Consider the following 24,927-nt stretch of genomic DNA (forward strand, 5'->3'; position numbering starts at 1 on the left):
CGGGTCACTCCTCCTCGTCGCCGAGCTTGCGGGCGTTGACGGTGATCGGAAGGCGGGTCTCGGCCGGCAGCGCCGGCAGCACGAAGGTCCAGCCGTTCTTCAGCCGCACCCAGCCGCCCCAGAGGGCGTCGTGCTCCATGGCGACGATCGGCTCCTCCAGGTCCTTCTTGGGCGCGTAGGCCGAGAGGCCGCCGCGGGGCGATCTGCGGATCATCAGCTTCACGGGCGGGCCTCCTCGCTGGCGGCGCGCGCCGGCGCGGCGCCGGACGCCGTCGGCCGGTCGAGGCTGACCAGCTCCTTGCCGCGCATGCCCACGATGGTGCCGCGGTCGACCCACTCGACCGCGTAGATGTAGAATTGCTGCAGGAAGACCCCGATGTCGCGCACGTAGCCGGTGTCGCCCTTGCGCACCAGGGTCTCGCCGATCTCCCTGTGCGGATAGGTGCCGTCGTTCTTGACGTGCTTGGTCGCGCGGACCTTCTCGCCGGGCCGGAAGGCGGGCTCCCGCCGGATCTCGATCTCCTGCTCGCGTCCCAGTCCCATGCTCTCCTCCTCATCCCCCATCCGCTCGATCCCGTCGGGATGGCGGAATGGGGCTTCGCTCAGGCGCCGCGCGGGCGCGCGATCCGGGATCCGCTTGGATCAACCGGGTCCCGGATCACTCGGCGAGGCGGCGGGACGCCGTCTCGCGGATGGCCGGCACCTCGTCCGCGAGGAGCGGCGCGAGGTGCCGAGGATCGATGCGCTCGGCCACCGCGTGGCGCACGCGCATGTCGGGGTCGCGGATCAGCGCGACGAGGCGGGGCGCAGGCAGCCGCCCGGCCGCCGCGCGCCGCACCAGCGGGTCGGGATCGGCCGCGAAGGCCATCAGCGCCTCGGGCACGACCCGCGCGGCTGCCGCGCGCCGCACCTCGGCCTCGGGGTCGCGGGCGAGCAGCAGGAGCGCGGCCGGCGGCGCCCGGCGGGCCGCCGCGAGCCGCACCGCGTAGTCCGCGTCGCCGAGCAGGGGCACGAGGTCCCGGCCCGAGAGCCGCTGCGCCACCGCCATCCGCACCCGCCGGTCGGGATCCTCCCGCATGGAACCGGCCCGGGCGAGCGGCAGCTGGAAGGCCACCATCGCGCGCACCTCCGGCTCCGGGTCGTCCCGCAGCCGCCCGATCAGGAACACGCTCGCGTGCTTGGCCGCCAGCGCGCGCACCTCGAAATACGGGTGGTCGAGATAGGCCGCCGCGAGGTCCGGGTTGCGGGAGAAGAAGCGGTCGATGCGCTTCCCCCGCCGGTCGAGCACGCAGGCCCGGCCGAGGTCGCAGCGCCCCTCGGCCTGGAGATCCTCGTGGGGGCAATCCTGGCAGCGCAGCGGCCGGCCCTGCCAGTCGAGCGCCTCGGGACCCGGCTCGGCTCCGCCCGCCATCGCCGCCTCCTTGGCATGAAGAGACCAAGCAGAATTGCCCCATGCCGTTCTGCTTTGGCGCATCCCGCGCCGGAGCGTCCGCCGCGCCCGCGTCGCCGAGGGTGAGGGCGAGGGTGAGGGCGAGGGTGACGGACCCGCGACGCCCGGCAGACCCGCCCGGCGGCCCGCTCAGGCCGCCGGGGCGGCCTTGACGCAGGTGTTCGGCACCGGGCAGACCGCCGCGCATTGCGGCTCGTCGAACTGGCCGTCGCATTCCGTGCACTTCTTGGGATCGACGATGTAGATGTCGCCCTTCATGCGGATGGCGCCGTTGGGGCATTCGAATTCGCAGGCGCCGCAGACGGTGCATTGCGAGGCGATGATCTTGAGGGCCATGGCGGTCTCCTGGTGGAAGGGCCGGGCGCGCCCGGCGGGGAAGAGGGGAGGGCGAGGGGAGACGGGGACGGCGCGGGCGGCCCCGCGCCGGGCGCCGCGTCAGGCCGAGAGCATCAGCGGCGCGTCGGTGACGCGGCGGCCGAACTGCTCCGCGTAGACCGCGCCGATCGCCGCCTCGATGTAGTCGAGGGCGTAGCGGTCGGTGGCGCGGATGCCGGCGGCCTCCAGGCTCTCCTTCGGGCAATCGCCGATCTTGGCGCAGAGGACGACCTCGACCCCCTCCAGCGCGGCGATTACGCCGTCGAGCGTCGCGTCCTCGCCGAATCCGCCCAGGCAGTAGGAGTCGACCTTGCGGTGGCCGACGAAGGTCACGCCGCCCGGGCCCGCCTCGTAGACCTGGAACTCCTTGGCGTGGCCGAAATGCTCGTTGATCCGGCCGCCGCCCTTGGTGGCGACCGCGACGAGGAGCGTCTGCTCCGCCCCGAGCGCCCTGAGCTGCGCCACCACGGCCTGCTTGTTGACCTGGTGGTCGCCGCGCTCGTGCGCCACGACCTCCCGGTAGGCGGCGCGCTTGCTCGGATCGTAGCGGATCTGCGCGGGCAGCTGGTCGAGGGTGAATTCCTGGCCGCGATCCTCGCCGAGGAGCCCGACCGCGTCGGCCCGGCACTGGCGGCAGTGGCGCATCAGCTTGGCGCCGCCCTCCAGCTTGTCCTGCAGGGCCTTCAGCTCCATGGCGGTCGGGCCGCGCTGGCCGGTCAGGCCGAAATGCGTGCCGTGCTCGGGCGCCGAGATCAGCGGCATCACGTTGTGCAGGAAGGCGCCCCGCTCCTTCACCCACGCGTTCACGTCGAGCAGGTGCTCGTCGTTGATCCCGGGGATCATGACCGAGTTCACCTTCACCAGGATGCCGCGGTCGCGCAGCATCTCCAGGCTCAGCATCTGCCGCTCGTGCAGGATGCGGGCGGCCTCGACGCCCGTGTAGCGCTTGTGCTGGTGGAAGATCCAGGGATAGATCTTCGCCCCGATCTCCGGATCGACCATGTTGATGGTCACCGTGACGTGATCGACGTTCATCTCGGCGATCTCGTCGACGTGGTCGGGCAGGGCGAGCCCGTTGGTGGAGAGGCAGAGCTTGATGTCGGGGATCTCCCGGGACACCGCGTCGAAGGTGGCCTTGGTCTTCTTCCAATCGTAGCAGCTGTCGCCGGGGCCGGCGATGCCGAGCACCGACAGCTGCGGCACCTCGTTGGCCACCGTCACCACCTTGCGCAGGGCCTGGTCCGGCGTGAGCTTCTCCGACACCACGCCGGGCCGGCTCTCGTTGGCGCAATCGTACTTGCGATTGCAGTAATTGCACTGGATGTTGCAGGCCGGCGCCACCGCGACGTGCATGCGGGCGAAGTAGTGATGCGCCTCTTCCGAGTAGCAGGGATGATCCTTGATCTTGTCCCAGACGTCCTCGGGCATCTCGTCCGGCTTGGCCGAGGAGCCGCAGGACGTGGACGAGCAGCCGCCCTCCTGCAGTTTCGCCCGCATCGCGTCGACCGAGATCGGTGCCGAGACGAGGGCCTCGAGGGAGAACACCGGGGAGGACATGTCTTCACCTCTGCGTCAGTCCGGTGAAGGTTCCGCAAGCGCCGTGCCATCCATCAAGTCATTGTAGTAGTTGGAAAATCGACGATCCGCGGCGGGTACACGGATGTCTCGTCCTGTCGGATTCGCGACATCGCGCGTCGGGCCCCGACGCGCCCGCGCGGCGGGCCGGGGCGGCGTGCGCCGGGCGCGGCTCAGCCCAGGGCAGGACCCAGGGCAGGACCCAGGGGCGGACCCAGGAGCGGGCCCGGGGCGCGGGCGGCCTCGCCGGGCGGCGACAGGAGCGGCATCGGCCGCGCGAAGCTCCGGCGCCCGTTCTTCATGCCCTGGAGCGGCCAGGCCAGGGTGCAGACCGCCTCGGCGGGGCTGCGCGCGTCGAGCACGACGAGGTCGGCCCGGCGGCCCGGGGCGAGGCCGTAATCGGCACACCGCATCAGCCGCGCCGCCTGGTCGGTGACGAGGTCGAGGCAGAGGGCGAGGTCCGGCTCGGACGAGACCTGGGCGACGTTGGCGTAGAGGTTCGCCATCCGCAGCAGCGAGGCGTCGCCGTAGGGCGTGAACGGGTTGAGGACGTTGTTGGTGGCGATCGAGCAGGTGACGCCGGCCCGCGCCAGCCGGTGCGCCGCCGCCACGCCGCGCGGCACGTTGCAGGCGGCCTCGCGCCCCATCAGGAACAGGTCGGTCGCGGGCAGGACCGTGACGGCGACGCCCGCCCCGGCGAGGCGCCGCGCCGCCCGTCCGAAGGCCTCCGGTGGCAGGGCCGAGAGCTTGGTCGCGTGGCCGATGGCGACGCGCCCGCCCCAGCCGGTCCGGTCGGCCCAGCGGCAGACCTCGTCGAGGCGCAGCCAGGTCGGGTCGAGGTCGAAGTCGAGGTGGAAGTCGATGTCGACGTCGAAGCGCCGGGCGAGCGCGAAGATCCGCGCGACGTGGCCGTCCGCGTCCCGGTCGATGTAGGGGACGCCGCCGACGAGGTCCGCCCCCTCCTCAAGGGCCGCGACCAGCACGTCCTCGCAGCCCGGATCGTCGAGCAGTCCCTCCTGCGGGAAGGCGCAGAGTTCGAGATCGACCGCCCAGGCGTAGTCGGCCTTGAGGCGCCTCAGCGCCCGGAAGCTCGTCAGCCCGATGCGGGGATCCACCTCCACGTGGGTGCGGATGCGGGTGGTGCCCTGCGCGACGGCGCGCTCCAGCACCCGGCGCGCCCGCTCGTAGACGTCCGCCTCGGTGAAGCCGCGCTTGGCCGCCGTGACGGCCGCGATCGCCTCCCCGACGCTGCCGGCGCCGCAATCGCAGCGCCCGAGGAGGCAGGCCTTGTCGAGGTGGAGATGCGTCTCGACGAAGCCCGGGATCACCAGCCGCCCGCCGAGATCCTCGCTCGGCCCGTTCGGCGGCAGCCCGGGCTCGACGGCCGCGAAGCGCCCGTCCCGCACCGCGAGGTCCACGAGGCCGTCGCGCCCGGGCAGGCGGGCGTTGGTGAACAGGTGATCGAAGTCCATGGCGGTCAGGCGCCGAGGCTCGGGTCGAGGATGCGCTCGGCGCTGTCGTTCCAGACCTCCTGGCTGACGATGAGCCCGTCGCGCACCACGAAGCGGTCGACGTAGCGGTTGCCCTCGAAGGGGCGCCCGTCCGGCCACGCGCCGTAGAGCGTGCCGAGATTGTACACGACGGTCTCGCCGTCGCCGGGCACCACGTCGTTGCGCAGGATGCGCTTCTTCACCCAGCGATAGCGGCCGGCATTGAAGGCGGTGGCCTCCCCCGGATGGCCCAACACCCGCCCGCCCGTGAAGACGATGCGCACGTCCGGCGCCATGAAGGCGGCGGCGGCGACGGGATCGGGGCGCATCGAGGCCTCCAGGAAAGCGTCGACGATGCGGGCCGCCTCGGCGGGATCGGATGTCGGCATGGCGGGTCTCCTGAGCGGGCGGCGGCGCGCCGCCCCGGCCCGCGGCCGACGCGGCGGCGCCGAGTGTAAGGCCCTGTCCCGGCAAATCGTATACCGTTTGTGCGGCAAATCGTGCTCGAAAATTGACACAAGTGCCGCTTCGGCGAGCGGACCGCCCGCTTTCCAAGCCCAAGCTTGGCCGCGCGCGCGGCGGAAGACCGGCCTGCGCCGCACCTCGATCGTATACGCTGGCACGGAACCTGCCTTGCCGGCGGCATGAACGCGACCGCCTCGCTGCCCCGGCCCCCCGACGAGACGTCCTTCGCGCCCGGCCGCGTCAAGGCGGTCGAGCTGGAGGACGCGTCCGTCACCTTCGGGCAGGGGGCCTCCGCGGTCGCGGCGCTGGCGCCGACCAGCCTCGACATCCGCGAGGGCGAGTTCGTCGCCCTGGTCGGCCCCTCGGGCTGCGGCAAGTCCACGATCCTGCGGCTCGCCGCCGGCCTGATGCGGCCGGGCGCCGGCGCGGTGATCGTCGGCGGCCGGGAGGCGAGCGCCAAGGCGCTGCGCATCGGCATGGCCTTCCAGAACCCGACGATGCTCCCCTGGCTCACGATCGAGCGGAACGTGATGCTGCCCCTGCGCATCGTCGCGCCGTACCGGTCGGAATTCCGCGCCAAGCGCCGCGGCGCCTTCCGGGACCGGGTCCACGCCCTCCTCGACCAGGTCGGGTTGAAGGACTTCGCCGGGAGCTACCCCTGGCAGCTCTCGGGCGGCATGCTCCAGCGCGCCAATCTGTGCCGGGCGCTGGTCCACGAGCCGCGGCTCCTCCTCCTCGACGAGCCCTTCGGGGCGCTCGACCAGTTCACCCGCGAGGAGCTTTGGGGCATCCTCCAGGACCTCTGGATGGCGCGGCGGCCGACGGTGATCCTCGTCACCCACGACCTGCGCGAGGCCGGCTACCTCGCCAGCCGCATCTGCGTGATGAGCGCGCGGCCGGGCCGGATCCTCGACGATTCGCCCGTAGCCTTCCCGCGCCCGCGCAGCGTCGCCATGACCTACGAGCCGGGCTTCGTCACCCTCACCCACCGCCTGCGCGACCTCATCGTGAGCGCCCGGGCGGCCCCGGCCGGGAGCCCCTGACCATGCCGGCCCTCCGCCTGCGGCAGCGCGGTCTCGCGCTCCTGATGATCCTCGGCTTCTTCGCCGCCTGGGAGGTGCTGTGCGTTGCCCTCGGCGTGTCGGACCTCGTCCTGCCGCGCCCGAGCCAGATCCTCGCCACCTTGGTCGCCCGCGCGCCGGTGCTCTGGCCGCACATGCTCCAGACCCTCGGCACGACGATGCTCGGCTTCGTCCTCGGCGTGCTCACCGGCCTCGTCATCGGGGCGGTGATCGGCGTCTCGCGGCTCGCCTACGACACCGCCTACCCGCTGCTGATCGGCTTCTCGTCCATCCCCAAGGTCGCGGTGGTGCCGATCTTCGTGCTGTGGTTCGGCTCCGGCACCGTCCCGGCGGTGCTCACCTCGCTGGTGATCTGCTTCTTCCCGATCGTCGTGAACATCGCCACCGGCCTCGCCACCACGGAGCCGGAACTGGAGGACGTGCTGAAGGCGCTCGGCGCCTCGAAGCTCGACATCCTGTGGAACGTCGGCCTGCCGCGCACGATGCCGTTCTTCTTCGCCTCCCTGAAGGTGGCGGTGACCTACGCCTTCGTGGGCACGGTCCTGTCCGAGACCGTCGCGTCGAACCGCGGCATCGGCAACGTGATGATGGCCGCCTCCTCGAATTTCGACGTGCCGCTCGCCTTCGCGGGCCTGTTCATCCTCGCCGGCCTCGGCATCGCCCTCTACGCCGCCTTCTCGCTGGTGGAGGCGCGGGTAACCGGCTGGGCGACGCGCAAGCGCGAGATCGCGGTCTGAGCGGGGCGGGCCGCCGCGCCGCGGCCGGCCCCGCCACGGCAACACGGCGCCGGGGAGCGCCCAGAGGGGAGAGCCGACGATGATCCGACGTCTTGCCGCAATCCGGTATCTTGCCGCAATCCGATACTTTGCCGCCACGCTGGCCCTGTGCCTCGCCGCCGGGACGGCGCTGGCCGACACCACGATCAAGTTCACCCTCGGCTGGAAGACGCAGGGGAGCGACGCGGCCTTCTTCCTCGCCCGCGACAAGGGCTACTTCAAGGAGGAGGGGCTCAGCGTCGTCATCGATCAGGGCGAGGGCTCGGGCGCGACCGTGACCCGCATCATGGGCGGCGCCTACGATGCCGGCTTCGGCGACATGAACGCCATCATCCAGAACGCGGCGACCCGCCCGGCCGACGCGCCCGTGATGGTCTACATGCTGTGGAACCAGCCGCCCTTCGCGATCGTCTCGAAGGCGGCGAGCGGCATCCGCGGCCCCAAGGATCTCGAGGGCCGGACGCTCGGCGGCGCCCAGGGCACCCCGACCACCCGCATGCTGCCGGTCTTCGCCAAGACCAACGGCCTCGATCTCGCCAGGATCAAGGTCAGCAACATGGCCCCGAACCTTCAGGAGCCGATGCTGCTCCAGGGCCAGATCGACGCCGCGCTGGTCTTCACGATCACGAGCTACTTCAACCTCGTGCTCAACCGGCAGGATCCGGACAAGGATTTCAACTGGATCTCGTTCGGCGATCACGGGCTCGATCTGTACTCGAACGGGGTGATGGTGTCGCGCAAGCTGCTGAAGGAGAACCCGAAGGCGGTGGCCGGCCTCGTGCGGGCGATCAACCGGGCGGTGGTGGAGATCGGCCGGGACCAGGATCTCGGCATGCAGGCCGTCGTGGCCTTCGACAACCTCGTCAACGCCGCGGTCGAGAAGCGCCGGCTGCAATTCTCCTACGAGACGCTGATCGTCTCGCCCGAGATGAGGGAGATCGGGGTCGGCGACCTCAAGGACGACCGGCTCGCGCGCGCCATCGCCCTGGTGGCGGCGGGCTACGACCTGCCGCGCCGGCCCGAGCCGGCCGAGGTGTTCAGCCGCGGCTTCCTGCCGCCGCGGGCCGAGCGGAGCCTCGACTACGTGAAGAAGTGACGCGCCGTGCGGATCGCGGGCGACGCGCTGCTCGGGCCGGACCTCGCCGCGGCGCCGGCCCGGGCGATCCGCATCGCGGGCGACCGGATCGCGGCGATCGCCGCGATCGCGGCGGATGCGCCGGGCGCAGCCGTCGGGCCGGGCGGGGAGGGGGCCCGGCAGTGCCGGGCCGGCGCCTGGTGATGCCGGCGCTGGTGAACGCCCACGACCACGCCCGGCCCCTGTCCCTGACCTCCTTCGGCGCGGCCTTCCTGCCCCTGGAGACGTGGCTGCCGCGCTCGGCCCTGGCGACCCCGCCGGACGCCTACCTCGCCGCAGCGGCGCCCCTCGCCCGGGCGGCGCGGGCCGGCTGCGCCGCCGTGATGGTGCACTACACCCGCCCGAGCGGCCGGCTCCCGCTCCTCGACGAGGCCCGGGAGGTGGCCCGCGCGGCCCGCGACGTCGGCGTTCGCATGACCTTCGCGCTCGCCGTGCGCGACCGGAATCCCCTCGTCTACGGAGCCTCGGACGAGGTGCTGGACGACCTCCCGGCGGGGACCCGCGCGGCGATCGAGGCGGCCTTCCTGCGGCCGGCCCCGTCCCCGGCGGAGTACGTCGCCCTCACGGAGGCGATCGCGGCGGCGATCGAGGGGCCGACCGTGGCGGTCCAGTTCGGGCCGGCGGGGGTGCAATGGTGCAGCCGGCCGCTCCTCGAAGCCGTCGCGGAGCGCTCCGCCCTGACGGGCCGGCGCGTGCACATGCACCTCCTCGAAACCGCCGCCCAGCGCGACTGGGCGCGGCGCGAATACCCCCAGGGGATCGTGCGCTTCCTCAAGGAGATCGGCCTCCTCTCGGCGCGCCTGACCCTCGCCCACTGCGTCCATGCCGATGCCGAGGAGCGGGCGCTGATCGCGGAGGCCGGGGCCATGATCGTCACGAACTTCAGCTCGAACCTGCACCTGCGCTCCGGGATCGCCCCCTTCCGCGAGGCGCGGGCCCAGGGCTGCCGGGTCTGCCTCGGCCTCGACGGCCTCGCCTTCGACGAGGACGACGACATGCTGCGCGAGCTGCGCCTCGTGCAGGCGGTCCATGGTCCCTGGGGCTTCGCGGATGCGGACGACCGCCGCCGGTTCCTCGCCGCCGTGATCGCGGAGGGCCGCGCCAGCCTCGGGGCGCCGGGCCCCGGCCTGCTGGAGGCGGGCGCGCCGGCCGACCTGATGGTGCTCGACCTCGACGCCCTCGACCGGGACGCGATCCTGCCGGTCGACCCCCTCGACCTCGTCTTCGCGCGCGCGACCGCCGCCCATGTCCGCGACGTGGTGGTGGCGGGCCGCCGCGTCGTCGCCGACGGGCGGGTGACCGGGATCGACCTCCCGGCCGCCGAGGCCGAGCTGCGGGCGCGCTACCGCCTCGCCGTGCCGCGGGATCCGCTGCTGCGGGCCTGGCCGCGCTACGAGCGGGCCCTGCGCGCCTGGTACGCGCGGCGCATCGGCTGCGCCTGATCCGGTCGATGGCTTCGCCATCTCCCATTTCGGCCATGCGGATGTCGGCGTCGCTCAGGCGCCGCGCGGGCTCGCGATCCGGGATCGCTTGGATCGAGCGGATCCCGGATCACTCCTGCGCGTAGCGGCGCAGGATCTCGCTCAGGTCGCGGCTGCGCGCCGGCGGGCCGATCAGGGCGCGGGAGACCACCGCCGAGAGGTGCCCGTCCATCACGGCGACCGCGCGGGCCTCGTCGCCCGCCTCGAGCGCCGCGATGATCTCCCGGTGCTCGTGCACGCCGCATTCCGAGGAGTGCGGGCGGCTGTAGAGGGTGAGCGTGAGGCCGCAGCGCCACGCCGCCTCCCCGACGTAGCGCGCCAGCACCTCGCTCCCGGTCATCTCGGCGAGCAGCACGTGGAACTCGGTGGCGAGCCGCACCGAGTGCGGCTCGGATCCTCCCCGGGCGGCGTCCTCGCGGTCGGCATGCTCCTTCAGCCGCGCCACCTGCTCGGGCGTCAGCCGGCCGGCGAGCCGGGCGATGACCAGGCGCTCCAGGGCGCGGCGGATGTCGAAGATGTCCCCCGCCTCCTCCCAGCGGGGCCGCGCCACCCGCGCGCCGCGGTTGCGGCGCATCTCCACCAGCCCCTCGGCCGCCAGCTGGTGCAGGGCGTTGCGCACGATGGTGCGGCTCACGCCGAAGCTCGCTCCGATCGCGTCCTCGGGCAGCTTCTCGCCGGGCTTGAGCGCCTGCTCGATGATCGCGCGCCGCAGCGCCGCGTAGATCGCCGCTCCCCGGTCGCCGGCCGCGGCCGGTCTGCCGCGCGGAAGCCGCACGATCCGGGCCGCCGCGCCCGTTCTCTTTCCCGTCACGCCGTTCTCCGGGCTGAGGGCCGCCCACCGCCATGATCCGGAAGCTCCGGCGGGTTTTCAAGGACGAAGCGGCCCGCCGCGCCCGGAGGATCGCTTCCCGCCGACGCTCTCCGCGCCGATCCGGGCGGGCGATGCCGGCCGGGGCGCGGACCCTGCCGCCCCGGTGCCGCGGCCGGTTGCCGGTCAGGGGAGGCCAGCCATGCGGCCGCGGCCGGCGGCGGGCGGAGCTGTCGCGATCCCGCTCGTCGGACCCGCGGCGGGGGCTGCGGTGGGTCGCCACCGAGACGGAGGCCGCCTTCGCTGCGCGGCGATCGCGCGGACGAGCTTTCACCGGATTTAACCCCAGGCGAACGAACCAACGCGTGACCAGGGTCATTCGAACAGGCAACGCAACCCGTCGCGCGTTGTCATGGACCAAGTCAAACCTTTCAAATTCGCGACCAGATGGACTGGCGACCCGGAGCAGGCGCAAGAGAAGCGCTTGAGCGGCAGGGATTCTTGCTTCCTCCACATTGACTCCATGAGCCGGTCGGTCGAGGCGCTGGCCGTCTCGCGCGAGCTCCTGGCGCGGCCGCTCTTCGATGTGCCGACGGGTCGCGTGGTGCGTCGCCCTTCTCTCGCCCCCCCCGAGGGCTGCCGCGATGGGGTGGCTGCGCAGCCGGCAGCTCCTCCACCTTTCCACCCAGACCGGGAGGCGAGCATGTCCCACGATGCGAGAAAGCCCGACCCTGAGGTGCCCCCAGCCTCGGATCCGACCGGGGCAGGGCCACCGCCTCCGGGGGCCAAAGTCCGCCCTGACGGCAAGGTCACCTCGGGGGTTGGAACCCCTCGGGCCAAAACTCAATCAGCATGACTTGTGATCCGGGATCCGGCTGATCACAGCGGATCCCGGATCACGAGCCCGCGCGGCGCCTGAGCGACGCCCACTTCCGCCATCCCGAAGGCATCGAGCGGATCGGGGAGGAGCGCGACGGCGACCGAGAGCGCTCCGGCCTCGGCCTCGGCAGGCCCACCGCCGTGCCGTCAGTGCCCGTCATCTGCATTCAGCCCCGGGGCTGGCGGCGGGAGACACACCATGGCGGCCTTCGATCCCGATCTGCCTGAGGTCTGTCCGCCGCCCTGACCGGGACATCGTGCGCGAGCATCACCAGCCCTCGCGCTGCTGCGCGCTTCCGGAGGGCTGTTGCTGCACGGACAAGCAGACGCGGGACGGTAAGCGCCAGATCATGGCTCTGCTTGCCTGGGCCGGGCCGGAGCCCCTGCCACGCCCGGCCGCCCGTCGCGGCCCGAGCGCGACGGGAGAGCCGGCTGGCTGGCGACGTGGCCTGATCAGCAGATCTCAGGCCCGCCGCGCCGGCGGGATGGCCGTCCGGATCGCCTTTCGCCTCCGGCCCTCAGGTCTGATCCGCATACGGAGGAACCTCGACGAGCGTTCCGATCAAGCGAAGCAAGGCTTGCTGTTCCGGCTTGCCCGTTCCGTCCGCCAAGAAAGCTCCCAGCTCGATATGACTGCGCTTTCCTCCGGAGGGCCCGTTAGGCTGGTGAATGATGAATGCCCTGCCGTTCTGCGGCTCTCGGCCAAGGTACCAAGTGTCCCCGCTCGGGCTTCGGTAGAGTTCTCGGCGTTCCGACATCAGAAGTGCCTCCTGGCTGGTCCCGAGCGTATGCCAGCCGGCGTCGGATCGCGAGGGAACGGCAGGGGAACGGCCGCGGCGCGCGCGGCTCCACGAGGCGGATCGAGACGCTGCCGGATCGGAGCAAGAGGATGGCAGGGACGGCGCGCGCCGTTCACCCGGCGGGGTTCTTCGGCCGGTCGGACGCGGCCTGCGCGCCCGTCCGTCGAAGTCTTCCAGCCACTCCTCGCAGCCGAGCGGGCAGGGGCACGCATCTCGGGGCTCGCCACGCTGGCGGGCCCGGGCCCCTTCCGCGGGGCGATCGGGCAGGGAGCCCAAGGATCGGGACCGCTGGTCCGCATGCATGCGCTCGACGCGCGCAAGCTACCGGGAGCTCATCGACCCTCGGTCGAGGCTTCTGTCCCGTCCCGCCTCCGGCGCAAGGACGTGCGGGTCGCGCGTGACCAGAGCGCCGGCAGCGGCCGACATTTGCAGCGCTTTGATCCGCAACGCGCGGCCCACGCCGCTGATCGCCTCAGCCCTGGAGGCATTCCCGCAGCCATGCAACTGCCGGGCGATGTCGGCGCACTCGCCGGCAAGGGCGTTACCGAGCGCCGCGGCCTCGACCAGGGCAGCGTGCAAGTCGCGAACGTTCTCGTCCATCAGCGCCACCAAGCCCGCGGGATCGCGCCCCGGTGGCCAACGCTTGAACTCCCACACCCGGGTCCGATGATGTCTCCCCACCGTCCGCCTCAACGCGTGGCGACGGCGCAGACCGGCGGCTCCGGAGCCCCTTCCTGCCGCGCCGAGCGGGCCGCTGGCGGCTGTTCTCTTCGCATAAGGGAACGCGTCGACGCTCTACGGACGGCGTCGACCACGCCTCAGCGCCGCCCATCCTCGACGAGCGAGATCAGCGAGACTGAACCACACGAGGATGACGCCCAGTCGCAGAAGCCTCCGCCAGCGCGGCGCCTGCGATGGCGTGGGAAGATCGGTCGGCACGTGGGGGTACCTCTGTGCCGCACTCCGCGTGCCCTCCATCCGTAACACCGAGATCACCGGAAACCTAATGCGCAGCCCCCGGCACATTCCGCGCAGCGTGACCGTGTGCGAGCCCAGCCGATCGGCCTCGGGCCCGAACGCGTCCCCGGAGCGATGGTGGTCCTCCGGGGTGGTTGCCCACTCGTCAGGCCGGAAGCCGGGGCAGGGCGGCTGGCCGGGCGAGAGGCCGGCCAGGCCGCGGGACCACGCGCGGAGGGTGGGGCGAGGGACGCGGACTCGGACCTTGCGGCACGGTCGCGGCGCGGCCGACCGGGGGCGAGCCCAGGTAGCGGATGCCCACGCCTTGGCCTATCGCCTTGTTCCCTGGCCCATCCGGCGGCCGGAGGGCGAACGAGAACGGCCATGCGTGAATCCTGGCGCCCGAAATCCGGGGTTTCCGGCGGAAGAGACGGCGCCTTTCGGGCCTACGCGCTCCTCACGCTCACCGCCCTGATCTGGGCCGGCAACGCCGTGGCGAGCAAGTGGGCGGTGGGCGAGGTCTCGCCGCTCGCGCTGACCAGCCTGCGCTGGCTCGTCGCCTGCGCGGTCCTGGCGCCCTTCGCGGCCCGGCGGGTCGCCCGCGAGTGGCGCCTGCTGCGCCCGGCCTGGCTGCGCATCCTGCTGATGGGCGGCTGCGGCTTCACGGTCTTCAACGCCCTGTTCTACGCGGCGGGCGCCGCCACCACGGTCACCAACATGGCCCTGTTCCAGGGCGCGATGCCGGTCGTGGTGCTGGCCTGCAGCTTCCTCGCCTACCGCACGCCCGTCACGCGCATCCAGGTGCTCGGCGTCCTCGTGACCTCCCTGGGCGTGGTCGTCGCGGCGACGCACGGCGACCTCGCGGTGCTGCGCACCTTCGCGTTCAACCGGGGCGACCTGCTCCTGCTCCTCGCCTGCCTGCTCTACGGCGGCTACACGGTCGCGCTGCGGGCGCGGCCGGCCGTGTCGGGGGCGACCTTCTTCGCCGCGCTGGCCCTCGCCGCCCTGCTCACCTCGTTGCCGCTCCTCCTCGCCGAGTGGGTGGCCGGGCGCCTGATCTGGCCGAGCGCCGCGGGCTGGGCGATCATCGCCTTCGTCGGGCTGGGGCCGTCGCTGATCTCGCAGCTCTTCTTCATGCGCGGCGTCGAGCTGATCGGGCCGAACCGGGCGGGCATCTTCGTGAACCTCGTCCCGGTCTTCGGGGCGGCGCTGGCCGTCACCGTGGCCGGGGAGCCGTTCCGGCTCGACAACGCCGTCGCCCTCGCCCTCGTCCTCGGCGGCATCGTCATCGCCGAGCGGCTGGGGCGCGGCCGCGGGGCGTGAGCCCCGGGGACGGCATCGCCGCCCCCCGCCCGGCACGGGTCCGGCGCCTTCGGGCCTCAGCGGTGGCAATGGTCGCCACCGCTGAGGCCCGAAGGCGCGCCGAAGCGGTTATGCTCCCGGGCGCCCGCCCGGGCCGAGAGGAGCAACGATGAGCATTCGCGCGCAGCTGGTCGAGCGGTTCTTCCGCTATGTCGCGGTTCCGAGCCAGAGCGACGCCGCCGCGGCGACGCTGCCGAGCACGCCGGGCCAGCGCGACCTCGCGGCCCTGCTGGCCGCGGAGCTGCGCGAGATCGGGCTCGCGCGGGTGACCCTCGACGACGCCGCCATCGTGACGGCGCTGAAGCCCGGCACCCGGCCGGGCGCCCCGCGGATCGGCTTCGTCGCGCATCTCGACACGGTCGATGTCGGGCTCTCCCCGGTGATCCGCCCGCAGGTGCTGCGCTTCGACGGCCGCGACCTCTGCCTGAATGCCGAGCGGGACATCTGGCTGCGCGCCGCGGAGCACCCGGAGATCCTGCCCTGGCGGGGCCAGGACGTGATCGTCGGCGACGGCACCAGCGTGCTGGGGGCCGACAACAAGGCCGCCATCGCGGTGATGATGACGCTGCTGGCGACGCTGGGCCCGGCGGACGCGCACGGCGACATCCTCGTCGCCTTCGTGCCCGACGAGGAGATCGGGCTGCGCGGCGCCAAGGCCCTCGACCTCGCGCGGTTCGCCTGCGATTTCGCCTACACGATCGATTGCTGCGAGGTGGGCGAGGTCGTGCTGGAGACCTTCAACGCCGCCAACGGCGAGGTCGTGTTCACCGGGGTCAGCGCCCACCCGATGGCGGCCAAGGGCGTGATGGTCAACCCGCTGCTGATGTCGCAGGACTTCATCGCGCAGTTCGACCGGGCAGAGACGCCCGAGCGCACCGCGGGCCGCGAGGGCTATTACTGGTTCAGCGGGATGGTGGCGAACGACAGCGAGGCGCGGCTCCAGGTCCGGATCCGGGACTTCGACCGGGACGCCTTCGCGGCCCGCAAGGCGCGGGTGGAGCGGGAGGCCGCCCGCGTCGCCGCCCGCTACCCGACCGGCCGCGTGGCCTGCCGCCTGGACGACGTGTACGGCAACATCCGGGACTCGCTCGGGGACGACCGGCGGGCGGTGGACCTGCTGTTCTCCGCGCTGGCGGCGCTGGAGATCACCCCGAAGCTGATCCCGATGCGCGGCGGCACCGACGGGTCGGCCCTCTCGGCGCGGGGCGTGCCGACGCCGAACTTCTTCACCGGCGCCTGCAATTTCCACTCGCGGTTCGAGTTCCTGCCGGTTCCCGCCTTCGAGGCCTCCTTCAAGGTCGCGCGCACGATCTGCCGGCTCGCGGCCGCCTGAGGGCCCCGGCGGCCCTGGATCGGCCCGCATCCCACCCCGGCCTCGCGCGGCGTCGGACATGAACTCGCGCGCCGGGTGATGTATCGGGAGCGCGCTGCGCCCGCGGCGCGACCCGACAGGAGCCCGATGCCCTCGTCCCGACCCGGCTTCTGGATCGCCGCGCCCGCGCTGGGGGCGCTGGCGGGCCTCGCCTACGCGGCCCTCTCGGGCACCGGCCCGCTCTCGGAGCCGGCGCTCCGGGGCGCCCTGATCGGGTCGCCGATCCTGTTCTACGAGCGCGGGCTGCTGCTCGCGGCCTGGCGCGACCGGGTCCGCCGGGCCGCCACGCCCCTCTTCGCCGCGGCCACGGTCGCGACCTACGTGGCGATGATCGTCCTCGGCAACGCGGCCGCCGGGACGCTGCTGCACCACGTCTTCGGCCTGATACCGAGCGCCCGCGCCGCCATGATGATGTCGCGGACCGGCTTCCTCTACGCGCTCGCGATCTCGGTGCTGATCGCCTTCGTGTTCCGCGTCCGCGACCTGATCGGCCCGCGGGTCTTCGCCAACCTGCTGATCGGCCGCTACCACCGGCCGATCAGCGAGGAGCGCATCTTCCTGTTCCTCGACGTGTCCGGCTCGACGCGCTTCGCCGAGGAGCGCGGCGACCTCGCGGCGCAGCAATATCTCGGCGAGATCTTCAGCGCGCTCGCCCTGCCGGTCCATCGCTCGCGCGGCTCGATCGACGACTATGTCGGGGACATGGCCCTGGTGAGCTGGACCCTGGCGCAGGGCAGCCGCGACGCCGCCTGCCTGCGCTGCGTCTTCGATTTCGCCGCCCGCCTCGCCGCGGACGCCGCCTCCTGGGAGTCGCGGTTCGGTCAGGTGCCGGGCTTCCGCGCGGCCCTGCATTGCGGCTCGGTCGTCACCGCCGAGATCGGCCTGGAGCGGCACAAGATCGCGTATTTCGGCGACACCCTGAACACGACGAGCCGCCTCGAGGCGCTCGCCAAGGAGCTCGGGGTCACGGTGCTGGTCTCCGGCGACCTGCTCGACCGGCTCGGCCCGCTCCCGCCCGACCTCCTGGCCGAGGATCTCGGCGCGCATGCCCTGCGCGGCCGCCACGAGCCGCTCCGGGTCGCCTGCGTGCGCGCCCGGCCGGCGTGAGGCCGCGGATCCGAGAAAGGCACCCCGATGAACCCTGAGACGGCGGACCGAGTCCTGATCGGCGGCGGCGGCATCGCGGGCCTCGCCGTCGCGCGGGCCCTGCACCGGCGCGGCATCCCCTCGCTCACCCTGGAGCGGCGGGACGAGCCGGCCGCGGCCGGGCTCGCCATCAACCTGCCGGGCAACGCGGTCCAGGCCCTGGACGCGCTCGGCCTCGGGGAGGAGCTGCGCGGTCTCGGCCAGCCCCTGGCGCGGCGCGAGTACCGCGACGCGGCGGACCGCCTGATCTTCCGCGTCGACGAGGAGGCGTTCTGGGGCGCGCGGGCGCGGCCCCGCTGCCTGCGGCGCGCCGACCTCCTGCGCGTGCTGCGGCGCGGCCTGCCGGAGGAGGCGGTGCGGCAGGGGCGCGGCCTCGCGGCGGTCCGGCAGGATCCGGGCGGCGTCGCGGCGGTGCTGAGCGACGGCACGGCCGAGACGGGCGGCCTCCTGGTCGGGGCGGACGGCGTGCACTCGACCGTCCGCCGCGCCGTGTTCGGGGGCGCGGCCCCCGAGGCGGCGCGACTCGCCGGGGCGAGCTGGCGCTTCATGATCCCCAATCCGGGGGTCGAGGCCTGGACGCTCTGGAGCGGAGGCGGCGGCCTCTTCCTGCTCATCCCGGTCGACCGGGACGAGGCCTACGGCTGGGTCGCGGTGACCGGCGCCGCGCCGGCGGGCGACGCCCTCGGATCCGTCGCGCCCGTCTTCGCCCGCTTTCCCCGGCGGGTGCGCGAGGCGCTCGCGGCCGCGCTCGCGCGGCCGTCCTCCCTCCATCACTCGCCGCTGGAGGAGGTGCGCGCGCCGCGCTGGCACGCCGGCCGGGTGCTGCTGGCGGGGGATGCGGCGCACGCGACCGCGCCGGTCTGGGCGCAGGGGGCCGCCCTCGCCCTGGAGGACGCGCTGGTCCTGGCGCGGGTGCTGGACCGCCCGGCGGCGGCGTGGGGCGAGGCCGGCGCCGCCTACGAGCGGCTGCGGCGCCCCCGCGTGGCCCACGTGCAGGCCATGACCGACCGGATGTCGCGCGCGGCCCGGATGCCGGACCTGGCGAGGCGCCTGCTCCTGCCCTTCCTCGGGCCGCGCAGCTACCGGGCGACCTATGGGCCCCTGCGCCGGCCGGTCACCGGCTGAGCGCCGCCGCGCGGCTGTCGCAACCTGCGACAGCCGCAACAGCTGTCGCAGGTTCGGCCGCGCGACCGCCCCCGACCCGGCCGGGACCCAACCCGGGTCTTGCCCGGCACGCTCCCCGCATGACCCCGCGGCCGTGAAGCATTGCCAGGGACTTACCGCGTCGCAAGATCCGGCGGCGGGGCGGCGGCGGCGGCCTGGCACGCGGGCTGCTCAGGACAGGACGGCTCGCCCCGCACCCGACGAGGGCGACGATCCTGGGAGGACACCATGAACAAGCCGGAATTCCTGCGCGGCCAGACCGCCTCGCCGTTCGCGGCGCGCTACGACAACTTCATCGGCGGGCAGTGGGTGGCGCCGGCGGCGGGCCGCTACTTCGAGAACACGTCGCCGCTCACCGGGCGGCTGATCTGCGAGGTCGCCCGCTCCGACGCCCAGGACATCGAGCGCGCCCTCGACGCCGCCCACGCCGCCAAGGACGCCTGGGCCCGCACCGCCCCCGCCGAGCGCGCCCGCATCCTCACCAGGATGGCCGACCGCATGGAGGACAACCTCGACCTGCTGGCGCTGGCCGAGACCTGGGACAACGGCAAGCCGATCCGCGAGACCACCCACGCCGACATCCCGCTGGCCATCGACCATTTCCGCTACTTCGCCGGCTGCGTGCGCGCCCAGGAGGGCTCGCTCTCCGAGATCGACCACGACACCGTCGCCTACCACTTCCACGAGCCGCTCGGCGTGGTCGGCCAGATCATCCCGTGGAACTTCCCCATCCTGATGGCGGTCTGGAAGCTCGCCCCGGCCCTGGCGGCCGGCAACTGCGTGGTGCTCAAGCCCGCCGAGCAGACCCCGGCCTCGGTCCTGGTCCTGGCCGAGATCATCGGCGACCTGCTGCCGGCCGGCGTGCTCAACATCGTCAACGGCTTCGGCCTGGAGGCGGGCAAGCCGCTGGCCTCCTCGCCGCGCATCGCCAAGATCGCCTTCACGGGCGAGACCTCGACCGGGCGGCTGATCATGCAGTACGCCAGCCAGAACCTGATCCCGGTGACGCTGGAGCTGGGGGGCAAGTCGCCCAACATCTTCTTTGAGGACGTGATGGCGCGGGACGACGCGTTCCTGGACAAGGCGCTGGAGGGCTTCGCGATGTTCGCCCTCAACCAGGGCGAGGTCTGCACCTGCCCGAGCCGGGCGCTGGTGCAGGAATCGATCTACGAGCGCTTCATCGAGAAGGCGGTGGCGCGGGTGGAGGCGATCCGGCAGGGCTCGCCGCTCGACCCGGCCACGATGATCGGCGCCCAGGCCTCGGGCGAGCAGCTGGCCAAGATCCTGTCCTACATCGACATCGGCCGCCAGGAGGGGGCGCAGCTGCTGACCGGCGGCGAGCGGGCGGTGCTGGCGGGCGAGTTCGCCGAGGGCTTCTACTTGAAGCCGACGGTGTTCCGGGGCCACAACCGGATGCGGATCTTCCAGGAGGAGATCTTCGGGCCGGTGCTGTCGGTGACGACGTTCAAGGACGAGGCCGAGGCGCTGGCGATCGCCAACGACACGCTCTACGGGCTGGGCGCCGGGGTGTGGACGCGGGACGGGACGCGGGCCTACCGCTTCGGGCGGGAGATCCAGGCCGGCCGGGTGTGGACGAACTGCTACCACGCCTACCCGGCCCACGCGGCCTTCGGGGGCTACAAGCAGTCGGGCATCGGGCGCGAGACCCACAAGATGATGCTCGACCACTACCAGCAGACCAAGAACCTCCTGGTCAGCTACTCGCCCAAGGCCCTCGGCTTCTTCTGAGACCCCGCTCCCCCGCCGGCCTTCGGGCCGGCGGGGATTTCGGGGAGCCGCGCGCCCGCGCGGCTCCCCCTTCCACGCCTTGGCAATTCCTCTCAGGTGAGCGCACCGATGGCGTTCCGGCCGAGCAATCCCTCCATCCCGACGAAACTCGAGCGCAAGGCCCTCCGCGCGCTGCTGCACGCGGAATGGGCGTCCATCGCGCAGGTCTATTCCGGCCCCAAGACCCACGCCGACCTCGTGGCGAAGGGCTGGATGGAGTACCTGCCCGGGTCCACCGACCGGGTGCGGATCACCGGCCCGGGGCGGGCCGCCTACAACCGCCCGATCCCGGCCCGCGGCCAGCGCCGCCTCGACCGGCCGGCGGAGGGCGGGGCCTTCGCGATCCCGGGGCTCTGACGGCCGACGGCCCTTCGGGCGGGTCCATCAGCCACTCGGCCGGGGGGCGCCGCCCCGCGCCCCGTCACATCCGGCCGATCGCGATCCCCGTGAAGGTCTGGTTGAGGTGGGTCGATCGGTACTGCTCCCCGAACGTCTCGAAGCCGACCACACCGTACTTCCGATAGAGTTCCGAGATCGGGTGTCGGATCTGGTGCATCTCGGCGTCGAGCCGGCGCAGCACGCACTCGAAGCCGATCACGAGGTCGAGGCCGCCCAGGCGCGCGTCGAGGTCGACCAGAGCCTCCTCGGTCGAGGCCAGGAGGTCGCGCTGGCGCGCCAGGGTCAGCACCACCCCCTCGTCGATCGCGCAGAACAGGCCGAGCGAGCCGTCCGGGTTGAGGCGGCGGATCGCGCGGCAGAAATAGTCGCCCCCCACCCGCACCACCAGCGGGTGGGTCGCGAAGGTCATCGGCGAGAGCTCGCCCGGGCGCAGGCCGACCGCGCGCGCGTACTCGGCGGCCGCCGGCTCGGCGTTGAGCTCCCGCACCGTGCGGTTGGCCGCGTCGGTCTCGGTCACCACGAACTTCACCGGCGTCGGCTCGAAATTGTCGATCTTGAAGATCTCGACCGGGTAGGTCGTCTCCACGACCGCCACCACGGCGGCGTTGCGGTACGCCTGCCCGTCGTGGATCAGCGCGGTGCGCGAGAAGGTCAGGGCGTCGCCGGCCGAACCGCCCACCAGGGGGATGGCGTCGAGGCCCCAGGCCACCGCGGAGATGACCCTCTCCTCCGCGTGGGTGCGGCCGTCGATCAGCGACAGGGCGAAGCGGTGCAGCGGGACGGGGGCGGCCTGGCCGAGCCGCGCGCGCAGCCCACGCATCGCCGCGACCGTCGCCTCCCCGTCGAGGCAATCGATGCCGGTGAGGACCGTCGAGACCACGCGGAAGCCCTCGCGCGGGAAGGCGACGGCGACGAGACCCCGCTCCAGGCCGCCCGCGGCGCAGATCTCTCCCGAGGCGGTGCAGCCCGCGACCCCGATGCCCGGAAACCGGGTCCGCAGCGCCTCGGCCAGGGCGGCGGCGTCGTATTCCGCGGAGAAGAACACCAGGAGGTGGCCGACCTCGTCCCGGTCGAGGGCGGCGGCGATGGCCTCGGCCGCCTGCGCGGCCCCGTCCGCCTCGGTCCACGCCGTCTGCACGCCGCAGGCATGCGCCCGCATCGGTCGTCCCGTGCCCACCAGGCCCCTCCCTGACGGAACCGGCCCGGGCCGATCCCCGCCGCGCGCCGGCCCGTCGGCCGCGCCGCTTCCGGCTTCGCCACAGGCTGCGCGAGAACGGCGGCCGCCGCAAGCCGGGCATGATCAGTTAAAATCAGATCTTTGCAATGAAATGTCCTGAACAACCGGAGTAACGGGCGAGCAGGGCCCGGGCCCCCGTCTCGCCCAGGACCATCGCGGCGGTCGACAGCCCGTCCGCCAGCAATCCCGACGGGGCCAGGACGGTGACCGAGGCGAGGTCGGGGGGCGAGGCGCGGGTGGCCGGATCGACGATGTGGTGGTGGCGGAAATCCGGCGTGAAGGCGGTGGCGTAGTCGCCCGAGGTCGCGGCGAAGCCCGCGAAGGGCGCGACCGTCGCCGCGAGGGTGCGGGCGCGCCGCGGATGGGCGATCCCGAGCCGCCACGCCGACCCGTCCGCCCGGTGGCCGGCCGCGCCCAGCTCGCCCGTGTCGATGAGGGCGTCCCGCACGCCGCGGCGCGCCAGGGCCGCCATCACCCGGTCGGCGGCGTAGCCCTGGGCGATCCCGTTCAGCGTCAGGGCCGCGCCCGGCCGGAGCAGGCGCAGGCTGTGCCCGTCGATCCGGACCTCGCGCCAGTCGACGAGGGCGCCGGCCCGCGCGAGGGCGGCGGGGGTCGGGCGCGCCCCGCGCGCCGCCGCCTCGGCCCAGGCCTGCCAGAGCGGCTGCACGGTCGGGTCGAAGGCCCCCGCGCTCGCCGCCGCGAGGTCGAGGGCGAAGCGCGCGAGCGCGAGCAGGTGCGGGTCGGCCCCGTCGAGCCGGCCCTCCCGGTTGAGCCGCGACAGGGCGCTGTCGGCGCGAAACAGGCTCGCGGCGCGCTCCACCGCCCGGATCTCCGCGAAGCCCTCGGCGAGGGCCGCCTCGAGGGCGGCCGCGTCCGGCCCCGCGAGCGTGAGAGACACGGTGGTCCCGAAGGCGAGCCCGGCCCGGCTCGCGGTGCGCAGCCCCCGCGCCCGGGCGAGGGCGAGGAGGCCGGCCCCGCCGAGCCCCGCGAGGGCCCCGGCGGCGCCGACGAGGAGGCGGCGCCGGCCCGGCCTCACGCCGTCTCGGCCGGGGCCGGCCGGGGCCGCGCCGGGTGCTTGTGGCCCGGGTACTTGCGGGCCGGATGCTTGCGCGCCAGGATCGCCGGCACGCATTGCCGGGGATCCTGGATGATCGTGACGCAGTCCATGCACTGGAAGCACTCCGCGTAGTCGATGCGGCCGCTCGGCGCGATGGCGCCGTAGCGGCAGCGCACGCGGCAGAGCTGGCAGGGGCTGCCGCATTCGGGCCGGCGCGGGATCCAGTCGAGGAGCCGCAGGCGGCCGAGCAGCGCGAGGCCCGCGCCGAGCGGGCACAGGTAGCGGCAGAAACCCTTGTAGACGAAGAGGTTGAGGAGCAGGAGGGCGGCCGCGTAGGCGCAGAAGGGCGCGCCCCGGACGAAGCCGAGCGTGATCGCGGTCTTGAACGGCTCGGCCTCGGCCAGGGCATCCGCCAGGGGGGCCGAGAGGGCGGCGCTCGCCAGGATGGCGGCGAGGAGGAGGTGCTTGAGCCGGCGCAGCGCCCGGTCCGCGGCGGGGCCCGGGACGCGCGGGCGCAGGCGCAGGGGACGGGCGGCGGCGGCCGCGAGTTCCTGCAGCGCCCCGAAGGGGCACAGCCAGCCGCAGAAGGTGCCGCGGCCCCAGACCGCGAGCGTCGCCAGGGCGAAGCCCCACAGGAGGAGCGAGGGCGGGTCGTAGAGGAGGAAGCTGAGGTCGCCCGTGACCGTCGCGGCGCGCACGAGGCCGATCAGGGTGACGACCGAGAGCTGCGCCTGCGCCACCCAGCCGATCACCACGAGGGTGAAGGCGAGGTAGGCGAGGCGGAAGGCCGCGAAGGGCCGGGGACGGGCCGCGAGGCCGCGCGGGCGCGCGAGCACGGCGACCAGGAGGGCGAGGGCGGCGCCGATCAGCGCGAGGTCCGCCGCCCGCGCTCGCCACGGCTCGGTCCAGGTCGCGGGTTCCTCCGGCGCCTCCCGGACGAAGAGGTCGGGCGGCAGGGCGTAGTCGGCGGCGACCTCCCGGGTCGCGCGCTCGGGGAAGATCTGGCCCTTCTCGCGGGTGATCCGCAGGGTCAGGCTCCAGGGCGCCGAGGGGTCGAAGCCCGCCTCGGGGGCGATCCTCAGGATCGACCAGGGCCCCTCCGGCATGCCGGGCGGTCCGGCGCCGCGGCGCTCGATGGCGAGGTCGCGGGCGGTCACCCCGAGCCCGCGCTGGCCGAGGCCGAAGCGCTCCGGGATCGCGCCGAGCACGAAGTCCTCGCCGAGCGCGCTCCAGGCCCCGGCCGACAGGACCAGGACCGCGTGGGCGCCGGGGCCGATCTCGGCCATCAGCGCCGCGTGCCGCGCCTCGCCGAGCAGCGCGCGGCCGATGGTCGGCAGGTTGAGATAGGCGAGGTAGATCTCCGCGAAGGGCGCGTCGGGCGCGGCCGGCGCCGGGCCCTCGAAGCCCGATCCCGCGAAGGCCGCCTCGACGGCCCGGTGCGTGGGCGCGAAGCGCCGCACGAAGCCGCGGGCGAGGAGCGCGTCCCAGGTCAGGCTCTCGACGGGGCCGGGCCGCGCCTCGACGCGCAGGGCCGCGCTCTGGCCGGCGCCGAAGCCGAGCTTGGCGCGCGCCACGGCGAGGGAGGCGGCGAGCAGCGATTCGTTGATGACCCGGGTCGAGGCGGTCGCCATCGACACCCCGTCCACCGTGGAGGCGGGCGGGGCGCCGTTGGCCCGCGCGTTGGCGCGCCCGACCCGGATCGGCCGCCGGGCCGACATCCCCCCATATTGCGCGACGAAGGCGAAGAGCGGCCCCTCGCCGAGCCCTTCCAGGAAGACCGGCTCGCGGTGCGAGAGCACCCGCACGTCCCGGAAGCTGCCGTCGGGCGCCAGCGCGACCAGCAGGTTCGGCGGCGTGCCGCCGAAGCCCGGGATCGGCGCGAGGTCGGCCGATTCGTACGCGTAGGCGAAGACGTCGTAGCGGCCCGCCTCCTGCTTGAGGATCGGCCAGACCGGCAGGGCGTCGTCGCGCTCGCCGACCACGAGGGGAGGGGGGAAGAGCCGCTCCAGCCCGGCCCGGTCGAGGGTGCCGGCCCCGGCCGCGGCGGGGAGCCAGAGGGCGAGCAGCGGGGCGAGGAGGCGGATGGCGCGCCGCGCCGCCCTCACGGCCCGTGCGGGCCACGGCGGCGC

23 protein-coding genes are annotated in these 24,927 nt (G+C 73.6%); 11 read left to right on the forward strand and 12 right to left on the reverse strand.

The window, feature by feature from the left end:
- Window positions 1–4: 4 nt before the first annotated feature.
- From nifT to QA634_RS18260, 7 genes are all read right to left on the reverse strand, one after another.
- Window positions 5–223 carry a putative nitrogen fixation protein NifT gene (nifT, locus tag QA634_RS18230; RefSeq protein WP_012333378.1) on the reverse strand — a complete coding sequence of 73 codons (219 nt, stop codon included), beginning with the start codon at window positions 221–223 and terminating at the stop codon, window positions 5–7.
- Window positions 220–543: a nitrogen fixation protein NifZ gene (locus QA634_RS18235; RefSeq protein ID WP_012333379.1), complete on the reverse strand. Its 324-nt coding sequence runs from the start codon at window positions 541–543 to the stop codon at window positions 220–222. Before QA634_RS18235 ends, nifT begins: the two co-directional genes overlap by 4 nt.
- A gap of 115 nt (window positions 544–658) precedes the next feature.
- Complete coding sequence (locus QA634_RS18240) at window positions 659–1,411, reverse strand: 4Fe4S-binding leucine-rich repeat protein (RefSeq protein ID WP_012333380.1); 753 nt, start codon at window positions 1,409–1,411, stop codon at window positions 659–661.
- Between the two features lie 168 nt (window positions 1,412–1,579).
- Window positions 1,580–1,786: a 4Fe-4S dicluster domain-containing protein gene (locus QA634_RS18245; RefSeq protein ID WP_012333381.1), complete on the reverse strand. Its 207-nt coding sequence runs from the start codon at window positions 1,784–1,786 to the stop codon at window positions 1,580–1,582.
- Window positions 1,787–1,885: 99 nt separating this feature from the next.
- Entirely contained in the window at window positions 1,886–3,382 is a 1,497-nt protein-coding gene (gene nifB, locus QA634_RS18250; RefSeq protein ID WP_012333382.1) for a nitrogenase cofactor biosynthesis protein NifB, read from the reverse strand.
- Between the two features lie 191 nt (window positions 3,383–3,573).
- The gene (locus tag QA634_RS18255; protein WP_012333383.1) at window positions 3,574–4,872 is read right to left on the reverse strand and encodes an amidohydrolase family protein; all 1,299 of its coding nucleotides are present in this window, start codon (window positions 4,870–4,872) and stop codon (window positions 3,574–3,576) included.
- 5 nt (window positions 4,873–4,877) lie between these two features.
- On the reverse strand, window positions 4,878–5,279 hold the full coding sequence (locus QA634_RS18260; RefSeq protein WP_012333384.1) for a nuclear transport factor 2 family protein: 402 nt from the start codon (window positions 5,277–5,279) through the stop codon (window positions 4,878–4,880).
- Between the two features lie 255 nt (window positions 5,280–5,534).
- Here QA634_RS18260 and QA634_RS18265 point away from each other — a divergent pair, with 255 nt between their 5' ends.
- The 5 genes from QA634_RS18265 to QA634_RS18285 all read left to right on the forward strand — a co-directional run bounded on the left by QA634_RS18265 (window position 5,535) and on the right by QA634_RS18285 (window position 9,790).
- Window positions 5,535–6,398, forward strand: a complete 864-nt coding sequence (locus tag QA634_RS18265; protein ID WP_012333385.1) for an ABC transporter ATP-binding protein — start codon at window positions 5,535–5,537, stop codon at window positions 6,396–6,398.
- A 2-nt stretch (window positions 6,399–6,400) separates the two neighbouring features.
- Window positions 6,401–7,174 (forward strand): ABC transporter permease, encoded by a 774-nt coding sequence (locus QA634_RS18270; protein ID WP_012333386.1) that lies wholly within the window; start codon window positions 6,401–6,403, stop codon window positions 7,172–7,174.
- Window positions 7,175–7,253: 79 nt separating this feature from the next.
- Complete coding sequence (locus QA634_RS18275; RefSeq protein WP_012333387.1) at window positions 7,254–8,309, forward strand: ABC transporter substrate-binding protein; 1,056 nt, start codon at window positions 7,254–7,256, stop codon at window positions 8,307–8,309.
- Between the two features lie 6 nt (window positions 8,310–8,315).
- Window positions 8,316–8,492 carry a hypothetical protein gene (locus QA634_RS18280; RefSeq protein ID WP_283026693.1) on the forward strand — a complete coding sequence of 59 codons (177 nt, stop codon included), beginning with the start codon at window positions 8,316–8,318 and terminating at the stop codon, window positions 8,490–8,492.
- Window positions 8,471–9,790: an amidohydrolase family protein gene (locus QA634_RS18285; protein ID WP_283026694.1), complete on the forward strand. Its 1,320-nt coding sequence runs from the start codon at window positions 8,471–8,473 to the stop codon at window positions 9,788–9,790. The genes QA634_RS18280 and QA634_RS18285 overlap by 22 nt, the downstream gene beginning before the upstream one ends.
- 109 nt (window positions 9,791–9,899) lie before the next feature.
- Here the strand turns inward: QA634_RS18285 and QA634_RS18290 are convergent, their stop codons facing one another.
- Entirely contained in the window at window positions 9,900–10,640 is a 741-nt protein-coding gene (locus QA634_RS18290) for a GntR family transcriptional regulator (RefSeq protein WP_012333389.1), read from the reverse strand.
- A 1,997-nt stretch (window positions 10,641–12,637) separates the two neighbouring features.
- Window positions 12,638–12,916: a hypothetical protein gene (locus tag QA634_RS18295; protein ID WP_265576371.1), complete on the reverse strand. Its 279-nt coding sequence runs from the start codon at window positions 12,914–12,916 to the stop codon at window positions 12,638–12,640.
- A 741-nt stretch (window positions 12,917–13,657) separates the two neighbouring features.
- Here QA634_RS18295 and QA634_RS18300 point away from each other — a divergent pair.
- The 6 genes from QA634_RS18300 to QA634_RS18325 all read left to right on the forward strand — a co-directional run bounded on the left by QA634_RS18300 (window position 13,658) and on the right by QA634_RS18325 (window position 20,462).
- Window positions 13,658–14,596, forward strand: coding sequence for a DMT family transporter (locus QA634_RS18300; protein ID WP_012333391.1), 939 nt, complete (start codon window positions 13,658–13,660; stop codon window positions 14,594–14,596).
- A 148-nt stretch (window positions 14,597–14,744) separates the two neighbouring features.
- Entirely contained in the window at window positions 14,745–15,968 is a 1,224-nt protein-coding gene (gene pepT, locus QA634_RS18305; RefSeq protein WP_012333392.1) for a peptidase T, read from the forward strand.
- A 126-nt stretch (window positions 15,969–16,094) separates the two neighbouring features.
- Complete coding sequence (locus QA634_RS18310; protein WP_012333393.1) at window positions 16,095–17,114, forward strand: adenylate/guanylate cyclase domain-containing protein; 1,020 nt, start codon at window positions 16,095–16,097, stop codon at window positions 17,112–17,114.
- 27 nt (window positions 17,115–17,141) lie between these two features.
- Window positions 17,142–18,278 carry an FAD-dependent monooxygenase gene (locus QA634_RS18315; protein ID WP_012333394.1) on the forward strand — a complete coding sequence of 379 codons (1,137 nt, stop codon included), beginning with the start codon at window positions 17,142–17,144 and terminating at the stop codon, window positions 18,276–18,278.
- A gap of 267 nt (window positions 18,279–18,545) precedes the next feature.
- Entirely contained in the window at window positions 18,546–20,066 is a 1,521-nt protein-coding gene (gene adh / locus QA634_RS18320; RefSeq protein WP_012333395.1) for an aldehyde dehydrogenase, read from the forward strand.
- 108 nt (window positions 20,067–20,174) lie between these two features.
- Entirely contained in the window at window positions 20,175–20,462 is a 288-nt protein-coding gene (locus QA634_RS18325; protein WP_012333396.1) for a hypothetical protein, read from the forward strand.
- A 64-nt stretch (window positions 20,463–20,526) separates the two neighbouring features.
- On the opposite strand, the gene QA634_RS18330 is transcribed toward QA634_RS18325, so the two are convergent.
- The 3 genes from QA634_RS18330 to QA634_RS18340 form a co-directional block, all read right to left on the reverse strand.
- The gene (locus QA634_RS18330) at window positions 20,527–21,663 is read right to left on the reverse strand and encodes an FIST signal transduction protein (RefSeq protein WP_012333397.1); all 1,137 of its coding nucleotides are present in this window, start codon (window positions 21,661–21,663) and stop codon (window positions 20,527–20,529) included.
- A 151-nt stretch (window positions 21,664–21,814) separates the two neighbouring features.
- Complete coding sequence (locus QA634_RS18335; protein WP_012333398.1) at window positions 21,815–22,777, reverse strand: FAD:protein FMN transferase; 963 nt, start codon at window positions 22,775–22,777, stop codon at window positions 21,815–21,817.
- Window positions 22,774–24,903 carry a 4Fe-4S binding protein gene (locus QA634_RS18340; RefSeq protein ID WP_050777494.1) on the reverse strand — a complete coding sequence of 710 codons (2,130 nt, stop codon included), beginning with the start codon at window positions 24,901–24,903 and terminating at the stop codon, window positions 22,774–22,776. Before QA634_RS18340 ends, QA634_RS18335 begins: the two co-directional genes overlap by 4 nt.
- Window positions 24,904–24,927: the final 24 nt, after the last annotated feature.

Source organism: Methylobacterium sp. CB376 (genome assembly GCF_029714205.1).
Classification (GTDB): domain Bacteria; phylum Pseudomonadota; class Alphaproteobacteria; order Rhizobiales; family Beijerinckiaceae; genus Methylobacterium.